13 protein-coding genes are annotated in these 18,311 nt (G+C 45.2%); 9 read left to right on the top strand and 4 right to left on the bottom strand.

The genetic code is table 11. The features are described 5' to 3' along the window. Nucleotides 1-236 precede the first annotated feature (236 nt). Complete coding sequence (locus C1S73_RS17125) at nucleotides 237-1,475, top strand: leucine-rich repeat-containing protein kinase family protein (protein ID WP_038871921.1); 1,239 nt, start codon at nucleotides 237-239, stop codon at nucleotides 1,473-1,475. A gap of 110 nt (nucleotides 1,476-1,585) precedes the next feature. Here the strand turns inward: C1S73_RS17125 and C1S73_RS17130 are convergent, their stop codons facing one another. Continuing rightward, nucleotides 1,586-2,884 (bottom strand): sensor histidine kinase, encoded by a 1,299-nt coding sequence (locus tag C1S73_RS17130; RefSeq protein WP_038871920.1) that lies wholly within the window; start codon nucleotides 2,882-2,884, stop codon nucleotides 1,586-1,588. After that, complete coding sequence (locus tag C1S73_RS17135; protein WP_038871919.1) at nucleotides 2,881-3,558, bottom strand: response regulator transcription factor; 678 nt, start codon at nucleotides 3,556-3,558, stop codon at nucleotides 2,881-2,883. Before C1S73_RS17135 ends, C1S73_RS17130 begins: the two co-directional genes overlap by 4 nt. A 152-nt stretch (nucleotides 3,559-3,710) precedes the next feature. Here C1S73_RS17135 and C1S73_RS17140 point away from each other — a divergent pair, with 152 nt between their 5' ends. The 8 genes from C1S73_RS17140 (at nucleotide 3,711) to C1S73_RS17175 (ending at nucleotide 13,514) form a co-directional block, all read left to right on the top strand. Beyond that, nucleotides 3,711-4,751 (top strand): glycosyltransferase family 2 protein, encoded by a 1,041-nt coding sequence (locus C1S73_RS17140; RefSeq protein WP_081634797.1) that lies wholly within the window; start codon nucleotides 3,711-3,713, stop codon nucleotides 4,749-4,751. Nucleotides 4,752-4,753: 2 nt separating this feature from the next. Further along, nucleotides 4,754-6,160 carry an ArnT family glycosyltransferase gene (locus C1S73_RS17145; RefSeq protein WP_038871918.1) on the top strand — a complete coding sequence of 469 codons (1,407 nt, stop codon included), beginning with the start codon at nucleotides 4,754-4,756 and terminating at the stop codon, nucleotides 6,158-6,160. Nucleotides 6,161-6,164: 4 nt separating this feature from the next. Further along, complete coding sequence (locus C1S73_RS17150; protein WP_038871917.1) at nucleotides 6,165-6,551, top strand: GtrA family protein; 387 nt, start codon at nucleotides 6,165-6,167, stop codon at nucleotides 6,549-6,551. A gap of 389 nt (nucleotides 6,552-6,940) precedes the next feature. After that, nucleotides 6,941-9,037 carry a methyl-accepting chemotaxis protein gene (locus C1S73_RS17155; RefSeq protein WP_038871916.1) on the top strand — a complete coding sequence of 699 codons (2,097 nt, stop codon included), beginning with the start codon at nucleotides 6,941-6,943 and terminating at the stop codon, nucleotides 9,035-9,037. A gap of 554 nt (nucleotides 9,038-9,591) precedes the next feature. Next, nucleotides 9,592-10,260: a helix-turn-helix transcriptional regulator gene (locus tag C1S73_RS17160; protein WP_038871913.1), complete on the top strand. Its 669-nt coding sequence runs from the start codon at nucleotides 9,592-9,594 to the stop codon at nucleotides 10,258-10,260. 24 nt (nucleotides 10,261-10,284) lie between these two features. Beyond that, complete coding sequence (locus C1S73_RS17165) at nucleotides 10,285-10,668, top strand: RidA family protein (protein ID WP_005434996.1); 384 nt, start codon at nucleotides 10,285-10,287, stop codon at nucleotides 10,666-10,668. Nucleotides 10,669-10,708: 40 nt separating this feature from the next. Further along, complete coding sequence (locus C1S73_RS17170; protein ID WP_038871911.1) at nucleotides 10,709-12,115, top strand: cation:dicarboxylate symporter family transporter; 1,407 nt, start codon at nucleotides 10,709-10,711, stop codon at nucleotides 12,113-12,115. Nucleotides 12,116-12,191: 76 nt separating this feature from the next. Then, complete coding sequence (locus tag C1S73_RS17175; RefSeq protein ID WP_038871909.1) at nucleotides 12,192-13,514, top strand: CoA-disulfide reductase; 1,323 nt, start codon at nucleotides 12,192-12,194, stop codon at nucleotides 13,512-13,514. 80 nt (nucleotides 13,515-13,594) lie between these two features. Here C1S73_RS17175 and C1S73_RS17180 read toward each other — a convergent pair whose 3' ends face one another. Together C1S73_RS17180 and C1S73_RS17185 are read right to left on the bottom strand one after the other, a co-directional pair. Continuing rightward, nucleotides 13,595-14,554, bottom strand: coding sequence for a hypothetical protein (locus C1S73_RS17180; RefSeq protein ID WP_038871908.1), 960 nt, complete (start codon nucleotides 14,552-14,554; stop codon nucleotides 13,595-13,597). Between the two features lie 4 nt (nucleotides 14,555-14,558). Next, entirely contained in the window at nucleotides 14,559-18,065 is a 3,507-nt protein-coding gene (locus tag C1S73_RS17185) for a T6SS effector BTH_I2691 family protein (protein ID WP_038871906.1), read from the bottom strand. Nucleotides 18,066-18,311: the final 246 nt, after the last annotated feature.

Consider the following 18,311-nt stretch of genomic DNA (forward strand, 5'->3'; position numbering starts at 1 on the left):
CCTGCCGTTCAAAAGGGCGCGTAGTGTAACGCCATTAAATCCAGATCAAAAGTCTGTGTTTGAGCGGTAGCCGGATTCGACTTCTTGTTAAAGTGGCAACCTTTCTTCACGCCCCGTTTCAGTTAATGTCCTTTTTTGAGTGTTTTTTCTTTGTGACATTCTTAACGTTCCTCGCCTTTCAAGGTTAAGACACGTAAACTACGCCGCTTATTTCAACTCAATCAGAAGGCTTGGTTTTGCAAACTCTAGAACAATTAAAAACAGGACAATTAGTAGGAACGAAACAACTGAAGTTGGCGGAAGGGCTAACTGAGTTTCCTATGGAAATTTTAGAGCTTGCAGAAACGCTTGAAGTGTTAGATTTATCTGGTAACGCACTGTCAGATTTGCCACCAGAACTGGAACTGTTGACCAAGCTAAAAATCTTTTTTGCTTCTAATAACCAGTTCACGCACTTACCAGAAGTCTTGGGCAAGTTGCCAAACCTAGAAATGGTTGGCTTTAAAACCAACAAGATCAAAGTGGTGAGTGAAGCCTCACTACCAACTCAGTTACGTTGGCTTATTCTGACCGATAACGAGATTGAAGTTCTCCCCAACAGTCTGGGTGAAAGACCGCGCCTAAGAAAGCTTGCATTGGCGGGCAATCGCATCAAGCAACTGCCAAATAGCATGGAAAACTTGGTTAATTTGGAATTGATTCGTCTCTCTGCGAACCAGCTAGAGCAGTTCCCTGATGTGTTGATGAAGCTGCCTAAGTTGGCGTGGTTTGCTTTTGCAGGTAACCCATTCTGCAAACACCCATCGTCGCTAGACAGTGTGCCGAAAGTGACCACAAACAGTTACTCGCTTAACCATGTTCTCGGGCAAGGCGCGAGTGGCGTGATTTCTCATGCTAACTGGATTGACGCTCAATACGACTTCCCGAACGAAGTGGCGGTGAAAGTGTTCAAGGGCGAAGTGACCAGTGACGGTTACCCACATGATGAACTTGAAGCATGCTTGCAAGCAGGGCATCACAACAATTTGGTGAAATCCATCGCACAAGTCGATGATGGTGATGAACTGGCGTTGGTGATGGAGCTGATCCCAAACAGTTACTACAACTTGGGTTTGCCGCCAACGTTGGAAACCTGCACCCGAGATACATTCCCACAAGGGTTTACACTGACAGTCGAGCAAGTCAATTCTATTGTGGAGCAGATGGTGGACGTATTTAATCACCTGCACGACAACAAGGTGTGCCATGGCGATTTGTATGCGCACAATACTTTGGTGAATGAGCAAGGTGAGATGATCTTCGGCGACTTTGGTGCGGCGAGCATTTACGGTTACTTATCAGACGAGCAGCAAGCCGCAATCAGAGCCATTGAATCTAGAGCGTTGAAGTGCTTTATCGAAGATGTGTTTTCTGTGTGTGAAGCGTCGGAATCGGCATCACAGGCATTCAATCGACTCGCTGCGCTTGCGGCATAAGACTTTATTTAACCGCGAAAGGTCGACAGACGATAGAAAGAGGTATCGAATTGCTCGTTTTAATACTGAGCTAATGAGATACCTCTTAATTGAATCAAGTGCTAAGGAAGTTACTCTGAGCAAGTCTCTTGATGCTCTGACGCAAGATCAATCATTGCCTCACATCCACCCTCTGGATGTGTACCAATCTTAAATTGCCAGCCATAACGCTGGCATAAATCATCCACAATCATCAAACCCAATCCGTGCCCATCAGAATGTGGAATGGTCGAAAAGCCTTCGCCTTCATCACGTACCGAGATGGTGTTTTCCCCCATGCTGATATGAATTGACCCCGATGGTGTCGCGGCGATGCCGTTGCGAATCAGGTTGCCAAGAATAATGGTCAACACAGCATTGGTCGCGCGCGTTTTTGGGGTTCCGTCGATCTGTACATTAAAGCTGAGTGCTTTCTCATCCGCCTGAGCTTGGCTTTGGAAGATGATTTGTTTCAGTTCTTCTTCGGTGATACTGCGCACCGGTGAATCGTCTGCATTGCGTTCATAACGCACTAAGCCGAGTAGGGCATCCACCATGGTCGACATTTGCTGCGTCGCATCCTGAATTCGGTTCACTTGGCGGGTTTGGAAATCCGTGTTCGCGCTTCTCGCCAGCAAGCTGCTTGAGCCTTTCATCACGGTTAATGGTGTGCGCAGTTCATGGCTCGCGTATCGTGCAAATACTTGTTCGCGTTTGATGACCTGATTAATTTTATGACGGTATTCATTCAGCTCATCGGCAAGGGCTTGGAACTCTTTGGCTGAGCTGTCTGGCACATTGAACGTTTGTGAAGGGTCACCTTGATGTTGGTCTAGCTGGTTTTTCAGGGTGTTGACTGGTTCAATCAAACGCTGTGACAGACGGAGCAATAAACTGCCAAACAAGAAAATCAAAACCGCAACGATAGAAAGCACCATGGCGACGACCATAATGAATTCTTCAGAGGTAATTTCGATTTCATCGATTAAGGAAATCAGAATGATGGGGTGTTCGACACCTTTGTAAGTGTACGTGCTCATGTAGATCATTCTGGAGCTTGGCTCGTCACCCACTTCGTCTAAAAATCGGCTTTTTCCAATCAGGTATTGTTGGAACTGTTCTGGTATGAGCTGGATGTCATTGTATGCGGTAGTGAGAAAGTCGAGTTTAATCACGCCTTGCTCAGGGTGAGACTGAAAGTGCTCGATGGCTTCTTTTTTATCGATCATGATACGGCGTTCACCGACACGATCCTCAGACCAGAGCAGTGCGCCTGTAATCAGCAGAAAACAAAAAATGCCAATCACGACCGACACCAAAGAGAAAAACAGAGCGAGTCGCCCTGTCATACTTTGTGTGCTTTGCGTGCTAGCAAGTAAGCGATTGATCATGCATCTGGCTCCAAGCGAAAGCCAACTTTCGGCACGGTGATCAGCACATGTTGTTCAAATGGCTTATCGAGTTGGTTACGTAGCTGGTAAATGTGGCTGCGCAGAACGTCGTTGTTCGGCTCGTTCTCTTGCCAAAGTTGGAAGGCGATTTCTTCACGCGTCACCACATCCGGTGCGCTTTTTACAAGCATTTCCAGAATGGTGTAAGTGGTTGGATTGAGCGCCAGCAGTTTATCTTGGCGGTACGCTTTACGCGTTTTTTGGTCGATAGACACTTCACCGTATTCCAACTTGCTCGACGCGACAGTGCCACGGTAACGGCGGATCAGCGCCATCATGCGCGCTTCAAGAATATCCAGATCGAAAGGTTTGGTCAGGTAGTCATCGGCGCCGTGTTGGAAGCCTTTGAGCATATCGTCACGGCTATCAAGTGCGGTCAGCATAAGTACCGGTGTGTTGTTGCCCGCATCGCGAAGTTTATTACACATGGTCAGGCCATCCATGCGTGGCAACATGAGATCGAGCAAGATAATGTCGAAGGTGTTTTCCATCGCCAGTTTCAGGCCGAGCTCGCCGTTGTCTGCATAATCGAGTTCCATACCTGCACACTCGAAATAATCGAACAACATGCCTGCGATTTCTCGATTATCTTCGACTAAAAGTACGCGTTTCATGTATTTCTCTCCAAGTGGGCGGGTTTTCGAAAATAAGACTTCGTCTTAACCGAACATTATTCACTAAGAACGTGAAAAAGATGTCAACAACATCTCTTTCACATTGATGTTTGTAGACTGGATTCATTCATCGGATTTAGTGGAAGAGTAGCATGTCAACCTTCAACATTCACGCTGCAGCCTTTTCAAAGGTGAGCCAAAACACTGAGCCTAAAACAGTTTTGTCTGTTGTGGTGCCATTCTTTAACGAGCAAGAAGTCTTGCCTGAATTTCATCGTCGTTTAGCCGCCGTTTTGGATGAAATGCCAGAACGCTGCGAAATCGTTTATGTCGACGATGGCAGCAAAGACGACAGCCTAATGATCGCGCAAAGCTTTTCTCAATCTTCTAGCGATGTTCGTTGTATTGCATTAAGCCGTAACTTCGGCAAAGAGTCCGCCATGAGTGCGGGTTTGGAACACTGCCAAGGTGAAGCGGTGATCGTGATTGATGCCGACTTGCAAGATCCGCCGGAGCTGATTCCGCAAATGGTATCAAAATGGCGTGAAGGGTATGACGTAGTGAACATGCAGCGCAGTGAACGCCACGGTGAAACTTGGTTCAAACGCTTCTCGGCCACTTGTTTTTACAAAGTGCTTAACAGCATGGCGAAATTGGATGTGCCGGAGAACGTGGGCGATTTCCGTTTATTGAGCGCAAAAGTGGTTAAACACATCAATGCGCTGCCAGAGCGTAACCGATACATGAAAGGCATTTTTTCTTGGCCTGGTTTCAAGCAAGTGACGGTGCAGTTTGAGCGTGATGCTCGTTTCTGTGGTGAAACCAAATGGAACTACCTCAAGCTGATTGGCCTTGCAATGGACGGCATTACCTCGTTTTCCATTCGCCCTTTGCGCTTAGCGACACTTGTTGGTGCCTTAGTGGCGGTCAGTGCTTTTATTTATGGTGCATTCATTGTGATGAAAACCGTTGTGTTTGGTGAGCCTGTCACTGGCTACCCATCCATGATGGTCGTCCAACTTGCCTTGGGCGGTGTGCAACTGCTGTCGATTGGCCTTTTGGGTGAATACATTGGCCGCATTTTTGTCGAGACCAAGCAACGTCCTCTTTATCTTGTTCAGTCTGTTTACGAGCAGCCTGCAAAACATCAATCCATCCAAACCATGAAGTTTAAACTGGGAGAAACCGCGTAATCATGAGTATTAATAAAACCCATCTGTGGTTGTTGTTGGCGTTTGCTCTTTTACTCCGTCTTATTTCACTTGCCGCTTACCCTTTGATGGACACCACAGAAGCCCGCTACGGCGAAATGGCGCGCTTAATGGTGGAAACCGGCAATTGGCTTACCCCACAGTTTGATTACGGCGTGCCTTTTTGGGGGAAGCCACCCCTGTTCACGTGGATGAGTGCTTACGGCATTGAGTTGTTTGGATTGAATGAATTTGCAGTGCGCGCGCCTCATTGGTTAGCGGGTGTTGCGACGATTGTTTTTGTTGCTTTCATGGCGCATCGTGCAGGCTTTAATGCAGTCATCGCAGCGTTGGTATTAGCGACGTGTGGCATCTTTTCAATTGCGGCGGGCGCAGTGATGACCGACATGGCACTGACGTTGGCAATGACCATGGCGATGGTCGGCTTTTACTATTGTTGGCTCGGCAAAGACAAACACAGCCGATTTTGGGGTTACCTCGGTTTCTTTGGTTTGGCTTGTGGGTTGTTGGCAAAAGGTCCCGTAGCGATAGTGATCATGGGCATCGCAGTATTTCCTTGGCTTGTGATTCAGCATGGTTTCTTTGGCGCTTTTAAAGCCTTGTGGCAGCGGTTTCCTATCGTATCGGGTTTGGCGCTTATGCTGGCGGTTGCTCTGCCTTGGTACATCATGGCAGAAATGGCAACGCCGGGCTTTATTGATTACTTTATTGTTGGTGAGCACTTTAAGCGTTTTGTTGTCAGCGGTTGGGAAGGGGACCTGTATGGCTCTGCTCATGATCAACCACGTGGGATGATCTGGGTATTCTGGCTGCAGTCGGCTGCGCCTTGGTCAATTGTATTGCCTATCTTGGCGTGGAAACGTCGTAAGGTACTCAAAGCCATTGAAACTGATCATCAAGGCCTATTTAGCTTCCTGATGTGTTGGCTGATTTCCCCAATGATCTTGTTCACCATGGCTGGGAATATTTTGCCTGCTTACGTACTACCGGGTGTGCCTGCATTGGGTATCTTGATTGCGATGCTGGTGGATAAACATGATTTCAAATGGTTGACCGGAACGGCGGCGGTGTTACCAGCCCTGCTTATGATTGCGATGTTGGTTTTGAATATGGGTAAAGCAGACAGCCGCAGCGACCGCATAATCTTCGCGCAAATTAATGACAACGCTCCGGTATTTTACATTGGTAAGCGCCCGTTCTCAGGCCAGTTCTATAGTCATGGTCAGGCGAAAAAGCTTGAAGATAAGAATGACTTAAACGACCTGAAGAAATTCCACCTGATTGGTAAATCGCAGCAAGTGGATAGCATGATTCATGAAAATGCGTTGAGTTGTACCAACGAGTTCACAGCAAAATCGAAACGCTCACTCTATACCTGTGTGATTGGGTAATGGAATGCACAAATTAATCAGGTTTGCTCTGGTTGGTGGTGTCGGCTTTATAGTCGACACCCTTATCTTTTCGCTGTTGTTCCATTGGTTTGGTCTGGAGCTGATGTTGGCTCGTGGGATAGCATTTTTGTTTGCGGCAACCACGACTTGGCTTGGCAATCGCTGGCTGACTTTCTCTCAAGCAGAAAAAACCGATCCGTTTGCTCAATGGCAAAAGTTTATGGTGAGTGCTTGTATTAGTGCAGTGCCGAACTTTGCGGCTTTCAAAGGTTTGACGCTTATGTTTGGGACTCAAAACTATATGGTGTACGTCGCGTTGGTTTTCGGAATATTGGCAGGCATGATGAGTAACTACTTACTCAGTACAAAATGGGTATTTAGCGAACATTGATCCTGGCTTATTTGCTTTAATACTGAATAACTGCATTAAAAACAGGGAGATGAAGAAAATTAAACGTGACTCAAGTCACGGTTTGGCTAATCTAATACTCAGTATAGGAGAGTGAATAGCTATGGGTACTTTCGTATAAGATTCATCTTGAATGTTGATTTTAAATTCTATAAATACAATGACTTAATGATCGATTCTCTAGGTTTTATTTATTGTGGGGCTCATGCACTTAAAATATAAAACTGGCCTCATACGTAACCCTGTTAATAAGTTTGATCTTTCCATTCTCTTTTCATTCATATCTTGACGTCTTCTGTTCACCTCTGTTGTTTAAAATCCATGAAATTTCAGAAAATAATGCCAATCTATCATCAGTTACAGAGGTGACTATGTTTAACAGTATACGTACGCGAATCGCAGTCAGTGCGGGCGGTGCAATGGCCTTCACCTTATTGATTGCAATGGGTATGACAACCAACGCATTTACTGACGTGAACAAGCAAGTGAACGAGAAAGTAAAAGCGCAATTGACGGATGCGACTAGCACCGATTTGCAAAATACCGCGATTCAGCAGGGGTTGGATATTGCGAACCAACTTGATCCTGTATTGGCAAACTTAAAACAAGTACGTTCGATCATTGAGTTGAGCGCAGAAACCAACGCAAGCGCAGACCTTATTGTTAAACAGTTTACTGCCGCGCTAGAAGCACAGAATAAAGCCGTATTTGCGGGCTACATGGTTTGGCAAGACAAAACGTGGCCAGAACAAGTGACGTTTAATCCAGAAGAGGGTTTTAACAGCCAAGGCTATCTGGCGCCTTTCTTCTCGCCAAATGACCAAAATAGCTTTGATGCAGTGGCGATGGAGAGCTTTAGCAACACGGAGCTAAACAGCAGTGGTGAACGTAAAGACGATTGGCATTTAATGCCTTATGAAACGGGCAAAACGTTCGTCATGGAGCCGTACTTTTATCCTGTACGTGGTAAGCAAGAGCTGATCACAACGATCAGTCAACCAATCAAACAAGATGGCAAAATCATCGGCTCTCTTGGGTTTGATCTGTCTCTTTATGAGCTACAAAGCCAGAGCGAGCAATCTGCACGTAACTTGTTTGATGGCAAAGGTAAAATCCTCATCACATCATGGAAGGGCATCACCCTAGCGAACAGCCGCGCTGCTGATATGGTCGGTAAGAAGGTCTCTTCTGAACTGGCCTCTGAATGGTCTAACATCCAATCTATTGCAAAACGTCAAGGCGCTGGTCTTGTGACCTTTGGCGGTGATGAATATGCGATTACTTCTATCGATACGAGTGACGCTCCATGGGTAGTCATGGTGTCGGTTCCCAGTAGCCACCTTGCAAGAAGCGTCGATGACTACGCGCAATGGAGTGATGAACAGAATTCAAAAGCGCTTGAAAAAGGTGTGTGGGCGGGGATCATCGCTGCTCTTCTAGGCATTGCCTCGATGACTTTGATCGCGAACTCTCTGGGTAAAGTGCTAAACAATCTGGTTGAGCGTTTTAAAGATGCCGCGCAAGGTGAAGGTGACTTAACTTACCGTATCGAAGTGAAAGGTAAAGATGAAACTGCGCAATTGGCACATTGGTTCAATACTTTCCTATCGCGTATGCAGGAGATGCTGCTGACCGTGATGGTGACTGCTGATCAAGTCGATAAGAATGCGACCGAAGGTCAAACGCGTGCTGCGGCTTCTCGCGATCAATTGAATACGCAAGTAAATGAGGTGAACTCATTAGCGACGGCCATCAATGAAATGAGTGCAACCGCTCAAGAAGTGGCGAACTCTGCGGTCCAAGCGGCAGCGGCAGCAAGCCAAGTACAAAGCAACAGCTTGAACGGCATGACACGCATGGATAATGCCGCAAATGCGGTAGATAGCTTGGCAATGCAAGTGAACGATGCGCAGCAACAAACACAGAACTTGGTCGATTCCAGCACGGCGATTCAAGGCATTCTGAGCGAGATTGGTGGCATTGCAGAGCAAACCAATCTGCTGGCTCTGAACGCGGCTATTGAAGCTGCACGTGCAGGTGAAGCGGGTCGAGGCTTTGCGGTGGTTGCCGATGAGGTTCGTAACCTTGCAAATCGTACTCAAGGATCAACTGAAGAGATTCGTACGATGCTGGCCCGTCTAGAACAAGAAACTCAATCAATTGTGGTCTTGATGGAACAAAGCCAAAAGCAAGCTAATGATACTAAAGGTGAAACACAAGCTGCCCACTTAGCGCTGTCTGAAATCAACCAAGCGATTGAAGTCATCAATGATATGAACAACCAAATCGCCTCGGCAGCAGAAGAGCAGAGCTCAGTATCAGAAGAGATTAACCGCAATGTAGTGATCATCAACGACACGGCGGTAGAGGTGATGGATACGATGACCTCTTCAGTAGAAATCAGTAACGAGTTGACGGTAAAAGCGAGCGATCTTCACGGTGAGCTGAGTAAGTTCAAGCTGTCTTAATTCGTCTTTCCTCATTTTTCATACAAAGCCGAGCAGGTAAATCTGCTCGGTTTTTTTGTTCTGTACTTCCATCTTTTCACTTCGATAACCGCTTTTTCTCGGTATTTTCTTCAACGTTTGCGTCTTTTTAAAATTCACGTCGTCTTATCAGCATGGACTGAGGTTGGAGAGGGCAGTTATTGATGTTTTATTCATTCACAACCATTGTTTTGTATCGTAAATGAATGGCATTTTATAAATATTATCGCCTTTTAAATTTGTTATTACCGTACGCGATTTTTACTGACTTTAAGAACTTGTTCTAGATCATTAAAGTGTTCAAAAATGCAATCTTTGATTTTAAATATTTAAACTTTGATGAGGTTTAAGAAATTAAACCCAATTCATATGTTTTTGGTGATCTTGTTCAACTATTGTGCGTGATTTCGATCAATTCTTCGGTTTTTGGCGGTGTTTTAGACGTATTTTTTAGGTTTACAGAAGTTTACCCTGTATTGCTCAACTAACTCGAAAGGAGTACTTTTTAGTCATTGAGTTCAAAAATGTAAACCGAGATGATGAGTGTAAAGCAAGTTCGATTCACCGACGAAGACAGAGAATGTTTAAGCAATTATTTTCGTTTAGCAGACACGATTGCCGATTTAATCGGGCCGTACTGCGAAGTGGTCATTCATTCATTTGAAAGCTTAGAAAATTCAGTCGTGAAAATCGTCAATGGTCATCATACTGGCCGCGAAATCGGCTCGCCTATCACGGATTTGGGTCTACGTATGTGGAGCACATTCGAGAAAACCGGAGAGGTCTCGCCAAAGAGTTACTTCACTAATGCTGCGGATGGTTCGTTACTGAAATCGACCACATGCATTTTGGCGGGCCCTGAGCAAAAGCCGATTGGCATGCTTTGCATCAATATGAACTTATCCTTCCCATTCCCAGAAATCGTTAAAACGCTTATGCCGCAGTGCAATGTGTCTCAAACCTTAGTCAGCGAGACGTTTAGCAAAAATGCTAATGAGGTCATTCAAAAAGCCTTGAGCGCCGCGATCACAGAGGTGGATCAAGACGAGACGGTTTCTTGCAAAGGCCGTAACAAAGCCATCATTCGTTGTCTGTTTGATAACGGCGTATTTGAGCTAAAAGAGACGACCACACAAGTATCAGAGCAGCTTGGGATCAGCCGTCAGGCGGTTTACAAGTTTATCCGTGAATTTAAATCAGAATAAAACTAATAACTTAGGAGTTATATCGTGAAACAGATCATTGCCACTGAACAAGCACCTGCCGCTATCGGTCCTTACTCTCAAGGTACATCTTACGGCGACATGGTTTACACATCAGGCCAACTACCATTGGTTCCAGAAACCATGCAGTTTGTTGAAGGCGGCATCAAAGAGCAGGCACGTCAGTCTCTTGAGAATTTAAAAGCGGTTCTAGAAGCAAGCGGTGCAGGCCTAGACACAGTATTGAAGACGACATGCTTCCTATCAGACATGGAAAACTTCGCCGCATTTAACGAAGTGTACACAGAGGTATTTGGTACAGAAAACGCACCAGCTCGCTCTTGCGTTGAAGCAGCAAGACTACCAAAAGACGCATTGGTTGAAGTTGAAGCCATTGCATACAAAAAGTAACCGATTTTCGGACATAAATGGGTATCAATAGGAGATTCTCATGAGCGTTTCATTTATTGGATTGAGCATCCTGTTCTTTGGGTTCTATGCATTACTTGCGAACTTCAAAAAACAAAAGAAAAGCTTTAACTTCCGCGTGCTAAGTGCGCTTGCTGCTGGTCTGCTATTCGGCGGAGCGATTCAGCTTGTATTCGGTGTGGGCAACGTGGCAACCGCAGGCTTTGCTGAACTGATTTCCGTGTTCGGTAAAGGCTACATCAAGCTTCTACAAATGATTGTAATCCCGCTGGTATTTGTGGCGATGATCTCTTCAATCATGAACGTAGAAGGCGGTGGTGCGCTATCGCGTATCGCACCAAAAATCATCGGTATTCTACTTTTCACTTGTGCAATCTCAGCAGCCGTTGGTATCGCAAGTATTTACCTATTCGGTATCGATGCAAACGCACTAGTCAGTACAATCGGTACGAATGGTGCGATTGAAGCTCGTGGTGATGCATTAGTAGCAACGCAAGATGCGATGGCGAACAGCGGTTTGTCTGGTATGGCGCTATCTATCATTCCAGCTAACATTTTCGACATGCTAACGGGTTCTGAGCGTACTTCAACACTATCAACAGTATTGTTCGGTATGTTCCTTGGTTACTGTATCCTGCAAGTGAAAAACCGTAAGCCTGAGAAAGTGCAAAACTTCGTTGATTTCATCAACTCTGCAAAAGAAGTAGTACTTTCAATGGTACGTGAGATTCTGAAGCTGACGCCTTACGGTGTATTTGCTCTGATGACCACGTTCATGATGACAAACGATTTGTTCGCACTAGCAGAAATGGGTCGCTTCCTACTAGCAAGCTACGTGGCAATCGGTGTAATGTTCGCTATCCACTTCGTGATGGTGTCAATGTTCGGTCTGTCTCCTGCGAAGTTCATGAAGAAAATCTGGCCAGTGCTTGTATTTGGCTTCGGTTCTCGCTCAAGCATGGCGGCAATCCCACTAAACGTTGAAACTCAAACACAACGTCTAGGTGTGGACGAAGAAACAGCAAACATGTCAGCAACGTTCGGTACCAGTATCGGTCAGAACGGCTGTGCAGGTATCTACCCAGCAATGCTCGCTATCATGGCAGCTCAAGTAATGGGTATGCCAGTTGACCTAAGCTTCATCCTACAACTGATTGCTGTCATCGCGATTGCTTCATTCGGTATCGCAGGTGTTGGTGGTGGTGCAACGTTCGCAGCAGTAGCGGTACTGACTATCATGGGTCTAGACATTACGGTTGTGGCGATTCTGGTTTCTATCGAAGCGCTTATCGACATGGCTCGTACCGCGCTTAACATCTCTGGCTCAATGTTGTCAGGTGTACTAACCGCGAAGAAGAATGGCTCACTAAACACTGAGCAATACAATGCTGACGTTACTGCAACAGTAGCAAAAGAAGCAGCAGTGTAATTTCCAAACTTAATAAAGAGCACCCAACGCGGGTGCTCTCCGTTTTTCCTGAGTTCAGGTTATTTAGGTAATAAATATGAAAGTTGTTGTCGTAGGCGGTAGCGCTGCAGGTATGAGTTTCGCAGCGAAATACAAACGTAATCAGCCATCAGATGAAGTGATTGTGCTCGATAAGCGCGATTACATCTCGTTCGGTGCGTGTGGTTTACCTTATTTTGCTGGTGGCATGTTTGATGACACTGAGCGCATGATTTCTCGTACGCCAGAGCAAGCGATTAAATCTGGTTTAGACGTGCGCATTGAAACTGAAATGGTGGCACTAGACCGCACAGAAAAGCGGATTAAAGTTCGTCACCAAGGTGAAGAAAGCACCATCGATTACGATATGTTGGTGATTGCCACGGGCGCGCGTCCAATCGTGCCATCGTTTGGCGAGTTCAACCCAGAACACGTATACACGCTAACCAGCATGGAAGATGGTTTGGCAGTAAAAGAAGCGCTTAAGGACAGCAACAAACAACGCGTTTGTGTTATCGGCGGCGGCTTTATCGGCCTTGAAGTGTTCGATGCAGCGCACTTACTAGGCAAACACGTCACCATCATTGAGCGTGAACAACACGTGATGAGCCGTCAGTTCAGCCCAGAAATGATTGAAGTGGTAGAAGGCGCGATCCGTGAATCTGGCGCTGAGCTTAAAACTGGTTGCAGCGTATCAGCCATTCGCGACGCCGAGCAGGGCGGTTACATCGTAGAAACCGACAACGGCAATGTTGAAGCAGACGTTGTGATCATGTCACTTGGCTTCAAACCAAACACAGAAGCGTTCGAGTTACCAAAAGCCGCGAACGGTGCACTACTAGTAGACGAGTTTGGCGCAACAGAAGATGCACACATTTACGCTGTTGGCGACTGTGCCGTGGTTCACCATATGGCGCTAGGCAAATCAGTGTATGTTCCACTGGCAACCACTGCGAACAAGCAAGCGCGCATGATGGCCGACAAACTTGCAGGCAAAGACACTTACATGAGTGGCTTCTTGGGTTCGTCTTGCTTGAAAGTGCTGGACTACGAACTGGCATGCACAGGCGTATCGGAACTTCTAGCTAAAGAACACGGTTTGGAAGTGAAGGTTTCAACTATTTCAGATAAGAACCAAACCGACTACTACCCAGGTCAAGAAGACATTAAAGTGAAACTGGTTTACCACCCAGAAACCAATGTACTGCTTGGCGGTGAAATCGTTGGCAAGAAAGGCGCAGTAGGCCGAATCAACGCACTCGCTGTTGCCATCACTGCGAAGATGACAACACAGCAACTAGGCTACATGGACTTCTGTTACGCACCACCATTCGCACGTACATGGGATGCACTAAACGTTGCAGGCAACGTAGCGAAATAATATAGCTATCCACGTAAATCAAACAAAACAAAAGGGCTCCAGAGTTAACTCTGGAGCCCTTTTTTAATGCTTGTTGTGAACTACGAAGCGGGAGTGGCTTGCTGTGCACCTTCCGCTTTTAAGCGTTCGATTTCAGATTCAGTTTGCCATTTTCCGTTGTAAATACGTCGCCATTCAGGAAGCGGGGCGTTTTGAGCCCTAAGGTCAAAGGTATCGGCTACCGGAAATTCAAGGCTACGAGAAGGGATATCTTCAATTCGAGGCTCAGGTCTTCCTTCAAAAAACGCTTTATGGTCTGGAAAATCAATACATTCAATGCCGTACTTGTTTGAAAGAGTCTCTAACATTGCATCAAGGTCTTGAACAGTCCTAAAGAATATGTAGCTATAACCACGAGTTTGAGCTCTGAAGACGGTATGCTTCTCTAGGTTCCATTTGGAACACTCGTCATACTTGTGGTAGAAGCGAATCACTTTACGCTTTTTGTTGTAGTAGGCGAACAGCCAATCCTCACGTTCGCCAACTTTAATTTCGGCTACTTCATCTGGTTGGCGTTTAAGCATTTTAAAGGAAACCAATATAAAGGCACCTGCGCCTGCTAGCGCCATTGGGCCAACAAGTACGACCATTAATATACATACGATAGCACCAACCCAACCGACAGCTTGTGTAGCATTGTTCATCCAACGCGGCACAGTACTTTGTGACTTAATGACAAAGCCTTTATCAGATAAGGTATAAGTATACCTTTTGACAAAGTTGAGCCTCAAAAGAAAATATATAACTGACGTGGATAAACAAAACCCGCTAGCTAGAGTTAGTGCGGATGATAAATTGTTTAAATCAGCAAGTACGAAAAAGAGAATAATGAAGATAGCTGCAGGAATCGAAGTCATCTTCAAATAAATGTATCTAGAAGCTTCTTCGACATTTTTTGTTTGCCAGTTTTTAAAGCCTTGACCAGAAGAAATCTCATGCTCTTGTGCCTCTTGGTAAGCAGCAAGCTCTTCTGGGGTGATGTAAAATGGTAAATAGGCCAAAGGGTTACTCCTGTAAGCTAAGTTCACTAACACTCGAGTTCAATGAGCTTATGATTGCTGCTTGTTTAGTATTGTCTGAAATTGCTGTATAGGTTGCACGTTGTTTTGCACTGTTTTGGAACCAGTACTTACGGCTTGATTCGCTTTCATCGTCTAGGATGTACTCTATCTCCAATGCTAAATAGTCAGTCGAGCCTTTGATGGGTAAATTCAACTTATAAATACTTTGAGAATCTGAAGAGTTAGTCGAGCTAGTCAGGGTTTCCAATTCGACTCCTGCGTGCCAAACACCTGATATCAATTCCTCTTCAGTTGCCGCAGTATTTGTTCTGAATTTGATTCCGTTTCTTGCTGCACTAATTGGGAGCTGAATATGTAGTTCAATACCAGATAACTCCTGTTTCACTGCTGGATATTGGGTTTGTGAATTAGGCGCAACTCGCAGTATCGGCTGTTGATATATTGTTGGTTGTTCCATAATAGTGTGCAAATCAAATAGTGCTTTTTGAACGACTTCTGAATTGTGCATGTTTCTTTCTAATAACACTTCAGAACGACTCCATCTTAATCGATTTACGCTATAGCCCCAGGGTAAATTATCTAACCACTTCTGGTATTCATCTAGTTTATTTTTGTTCCTAATGTAGTTATTCAGTAGATAAATTGCTGTAGCAGCTGCTATGACAAACATCATCGGCCAACCAAAGGTAAAAGTTGTTGTTAGAGCCCCTGTCGCCCCAAGCACCTGAACTACACTAGTACCTGTTAGTGTTAATAATGAGTAAAAATTGATGCGCTCGAAAATTTGCTCTTGACCTGTGAGGTTATCAATTTTGAACCAAGAACGGTACGCTTCTATACCCGAGGCTAGGGCTCCGAGAGCTCCTGTGATAGCAAGCCATTTATTGAAGACCTTTAGATCATCAATTGCCAGGTTTTCATAGCCTTCTACTTGATTTGAAACTAAAGACTTTAACGTATTAAATGATTTTTTTCTGAGCTTGTCATTTCCTTTTACTTGGTTCCACAGTTTACCCGTACGAATCCCCGTCCACGCGTTGGCGGTATAAAAAAACTTTTGTTGGATATCCAAAAATTCATCTGAGGACATTAACTCTGTATCTTGGATACTGCTCATGGCATCACCAAGCGCGATGCAGTTAAATACTAATGCCATAAAGCCTAGGCCACCTGCATTCTCGAACAGTTTATTCAAATCATTGAGCTTATTAGTCACGAGTCGCATTCGCAGTTCGACGGTTTTTTGAGGCAGATCATCGGGTAATACAATACGCTGTGGGTACTCCAATGTAGCCACAGCGAGTGCCTTCTTAATAGCCTTTTTATTTTTTAAAGCTGCTGTGTATTTAGAGTCAGCTTTGCGGTTATTTTTCTGGAAGTCAGCAATGATTGCATCATTCTTTTCGAGCTTAATCAGATAATCATTTACGCGTGTTTTCCATTTTTTAAAATCGCGAGCGTAACTTTCTTTTATTGTTACGGGCATATTGTGTGCCATATGCTCTGCTATAACAGCAAACAAATAATAGCTATGGCGGTTCAGAGGTTTAGCAAAAACAGGCATCAGCATAATCGATGCTTGTGAAGTCATGCTAACGCCAAACTCTAAAACTCCTTTTGCAAGCGCACCTATTGCAGATTTAAAGATAATATCCAGCTCTTGGAAGCCTTTGGCGATATCTTTGAGAAAGTCCGTTTCCGCAGTGTTTGGGTTGGAAACAAAATCCATGATCTTAGAGTACATGCTCACACGGTTGCTCGTAGCAGAGATCTGGTCCATCAACTGATTATCAGCGTCAGAATTTTCCGAGGCGATCGACTGTTCATTCTGCGCCTCAGTAATATTCTTCTCTATTACTTTAAATAAGCTTCGGCTGAACCCAGAGGCATAGAGAGCAAGTAAACTGGTTGGTTTTTCCCATTGGCTTTCAGCCCATTGGCGGTCTTCTTCTTGCATCACCAGAGTAAATGACTCAACGGCTTGCTTGTGCAGTTGATACAAGCTGTACTGCGTGTCTTCGCTGTATAGGTCGAAGGTTCTCTCGAGATGATGCGGCGTCAAAGATTCCATTACAGCAATAAAGTCCCTTTTTACCGAGACAACTTGGGCTAGCATGGTTTCTTTTTGTTCTGACAGCTCTTGCATCTCGCTCAGCATTTGCTTCCAGTTGAGCTGCTTACGCCAGCGTTCAGTCGCTATCCATTGTTCGTATTTACCAAATCGGCTTGCAGAAATTCGATATTTGTCCTGTATTGCTTTGGCAATGTCACTTTGGGTATGTTGGTGTGATTCAATCGCTCCGGCGGAAAATTTAGCAGGATAGCCTGATTGAACTGAGCTTTTATTTTGCTCTGCCAAATCAAGTTGGTTAGAGGAATCATAATACTCAGCCATGTCGGTATAAAACGACAGCTCTTCGCCGTTACGCTTAACGCTAGCTGGCATGTCTATCTCGTCACTTGCCCCGAACATGCATAGTTGCATGGCGGTCTGCATCAAGCTCCACTGGTTCGAAAACTGGTCAGTGAAAAGACGGTAAGGGCTTGCAGCGCCAACAAAATGCAGCGACATATCTTGAATGTCTGCAGCGTAATCTTTTATCGCGACGAAGTAGCCTGACTCTTCTTCTGGAATCGCAGAGGTTAAATCACTCTCGGCTGCGACAGGTTTAAAGACAGAGCCATCTTCGTCAGCTTTGGTGGCGATGCCAGAATCTGCAAAACGCCCATCATCGACGGCGGAAGATTCAATATCAGCCACTTGAGTTAACTTATCGATTGGTGCAATGTTGGGTTGATTCTCGTTTGCAGACAGAACAATAGTCTGCATTCGATCGATATGATTACTCGGATTGTTAAGGACGCGCATGAACATGTTCCATGTCCAACGGTGTTCAGAGTAACAAATCGACAGCACACTCCCGTCTTCGTAGGTAAGGAAAGGTTTTGCACCTTCTGGCGTCCCACGCTGTTCGGATTCTGGGCTTTCCGACTCTCCCAGCTTGTAGAGCGTGAATTGCGTTCCTTTGATTTCGTATTCGTCTAGGCTTTTGTTGATTGCATCATAGACATACAACCAACCATCACGAAGCTGACGCAGGGTGTAGCCAACGGTATTGAGTTTAGCTGGGCCTTGGCCTCTCCATTCTTCAGGCAAACCAAAAGGTTGTGTTTCTTCTGTTTCTAGCTGATCGATGGCGTAGCGAACAGGGATGAAATGTGCCGGTAAAGCCTCTGTCGGTTCTTTCTCGGTTTTTAAATTGAGAGGTTCTGGTTCAGACGGCGGTGGCGGATCGATTTTCTTGGTTTCTCCCTCCCAAAACATGCTGCGCTCTGGAGGCGAGCCAGCCATATCATCGGATGCGTTGGTTGGAACGGTATTCAGAGATTTCAACGTGCCATCGCTTTCAAATGCTTGAACAGCTTTTTCGTGGGTATAGCTGTTGTCGTGCCAAAACATCGAAGTTTTCGGGGGAAGTGGATTACTCATCGTCGGCCTATGTTTAAGAGTTTTACTCCATTAGGCAAATATCGCACCAAAATAAAACGACTAAAAATCAGTGGTTTAATTCTTTCCAGATTCTGCTTTAACCAAAAAATTGTTTGTTTTTCCAATAAGTTGGTTGGCGCATACCATTTTTTGTATCGATAGGGCTTAAGTTTGAGTTAGGGCTTAATTGTGAGTTGTTATCGGGACAGTTAGAGCTGCATACAAAACAAAAAGGCCCCGGAGTTA

Source organism: Vibrio jasicida 090810c, from assembly GCF_002887615.1.
GTDB lineage: Bacteria > Pseudomonadota > Gammaproteobacteria > Enterobacterales > Vibrionaceae > Vibrio > Vibrio jasicida.

What these genes read in the sequence shown, in the direction of transcription:
- C1S73_RS17170 (WP_038871911.1), top strand. Translation starts at nt 10,709, where the DNA reads ATGAGCGTTTCATTTATTGGATTGAGCATCCTGTTCTTTGGGTTCTAT.
- C1S73_RS17140 (WP_081634797.1), top strand. Translation starts at nt 3,711, where the DNA reads ATGTCAACCTTCAACATTCACGCTGCAGCCTTTTCAAAGGTGAGCCAA.
- C1S73_RS17160 (WP_038871913.1), top strand. Translation starts at nt 9,592, where the DNA reads ATGATGAGTGTAAAGCAAGTTCGATTCACCGACGAAGACAGAGAATGT.
- C1S73_RS17185 (WP_038871906.1), bottom strand. Translation starts at nt 18,065, where the DNA reads ATGAGTAATCCACTTCCCCCGAAAACTTCGATGTTTTGGCACGACAAC.
- C1S73_RS17150 (WP_038871917.1), top strand. Translation starts at nt 6,165, where the DNA reads ATGCACAAATTAATCAGGTTTGCTCTGGTTGGTGGTGTCGGCTTTATA.
- C1S73_RS17135 (WP_038871919.1), bottom strand. Translation starts at nt 3,558, where the DNA reads ATGAAACGCGTACTTTTAGTCGAAGATAATCGAGAAATCGCAGGCATG.
- C1S73_RS17130 (WP_038871920.1), bottom strand. Translation starts at nt 2,884, where the DNA reads ATGATCAATCGCTTACTTGCTAGCACGCAAAGCACACAAAGTATGACA.
- C1S73_RS17145 (WP_038871918.1), top strand. Translation starts at nt 4,754, where the DNA reads ATGAGTATTAATAAAACCCATCTGTGGTTGTTGTTGGCGTTTGCTCTT.
- C1S73_RS17175 (WP_038871909.1), top strand. Translation starts at nt 12,192, where the DNA reads ATGAAAGTTGTTGTCGTAGGCGGTAGCGCTGCAGGTATGAGTTTCGCA.
- C1S73_RS17155 (WP_038871916.1), top strand. Translation starts at nt 6,941, where the DNA reads ATGTTTAACAGTATACGTACGCGAATCGCAGTCAGTGCGGGCGGTGCA.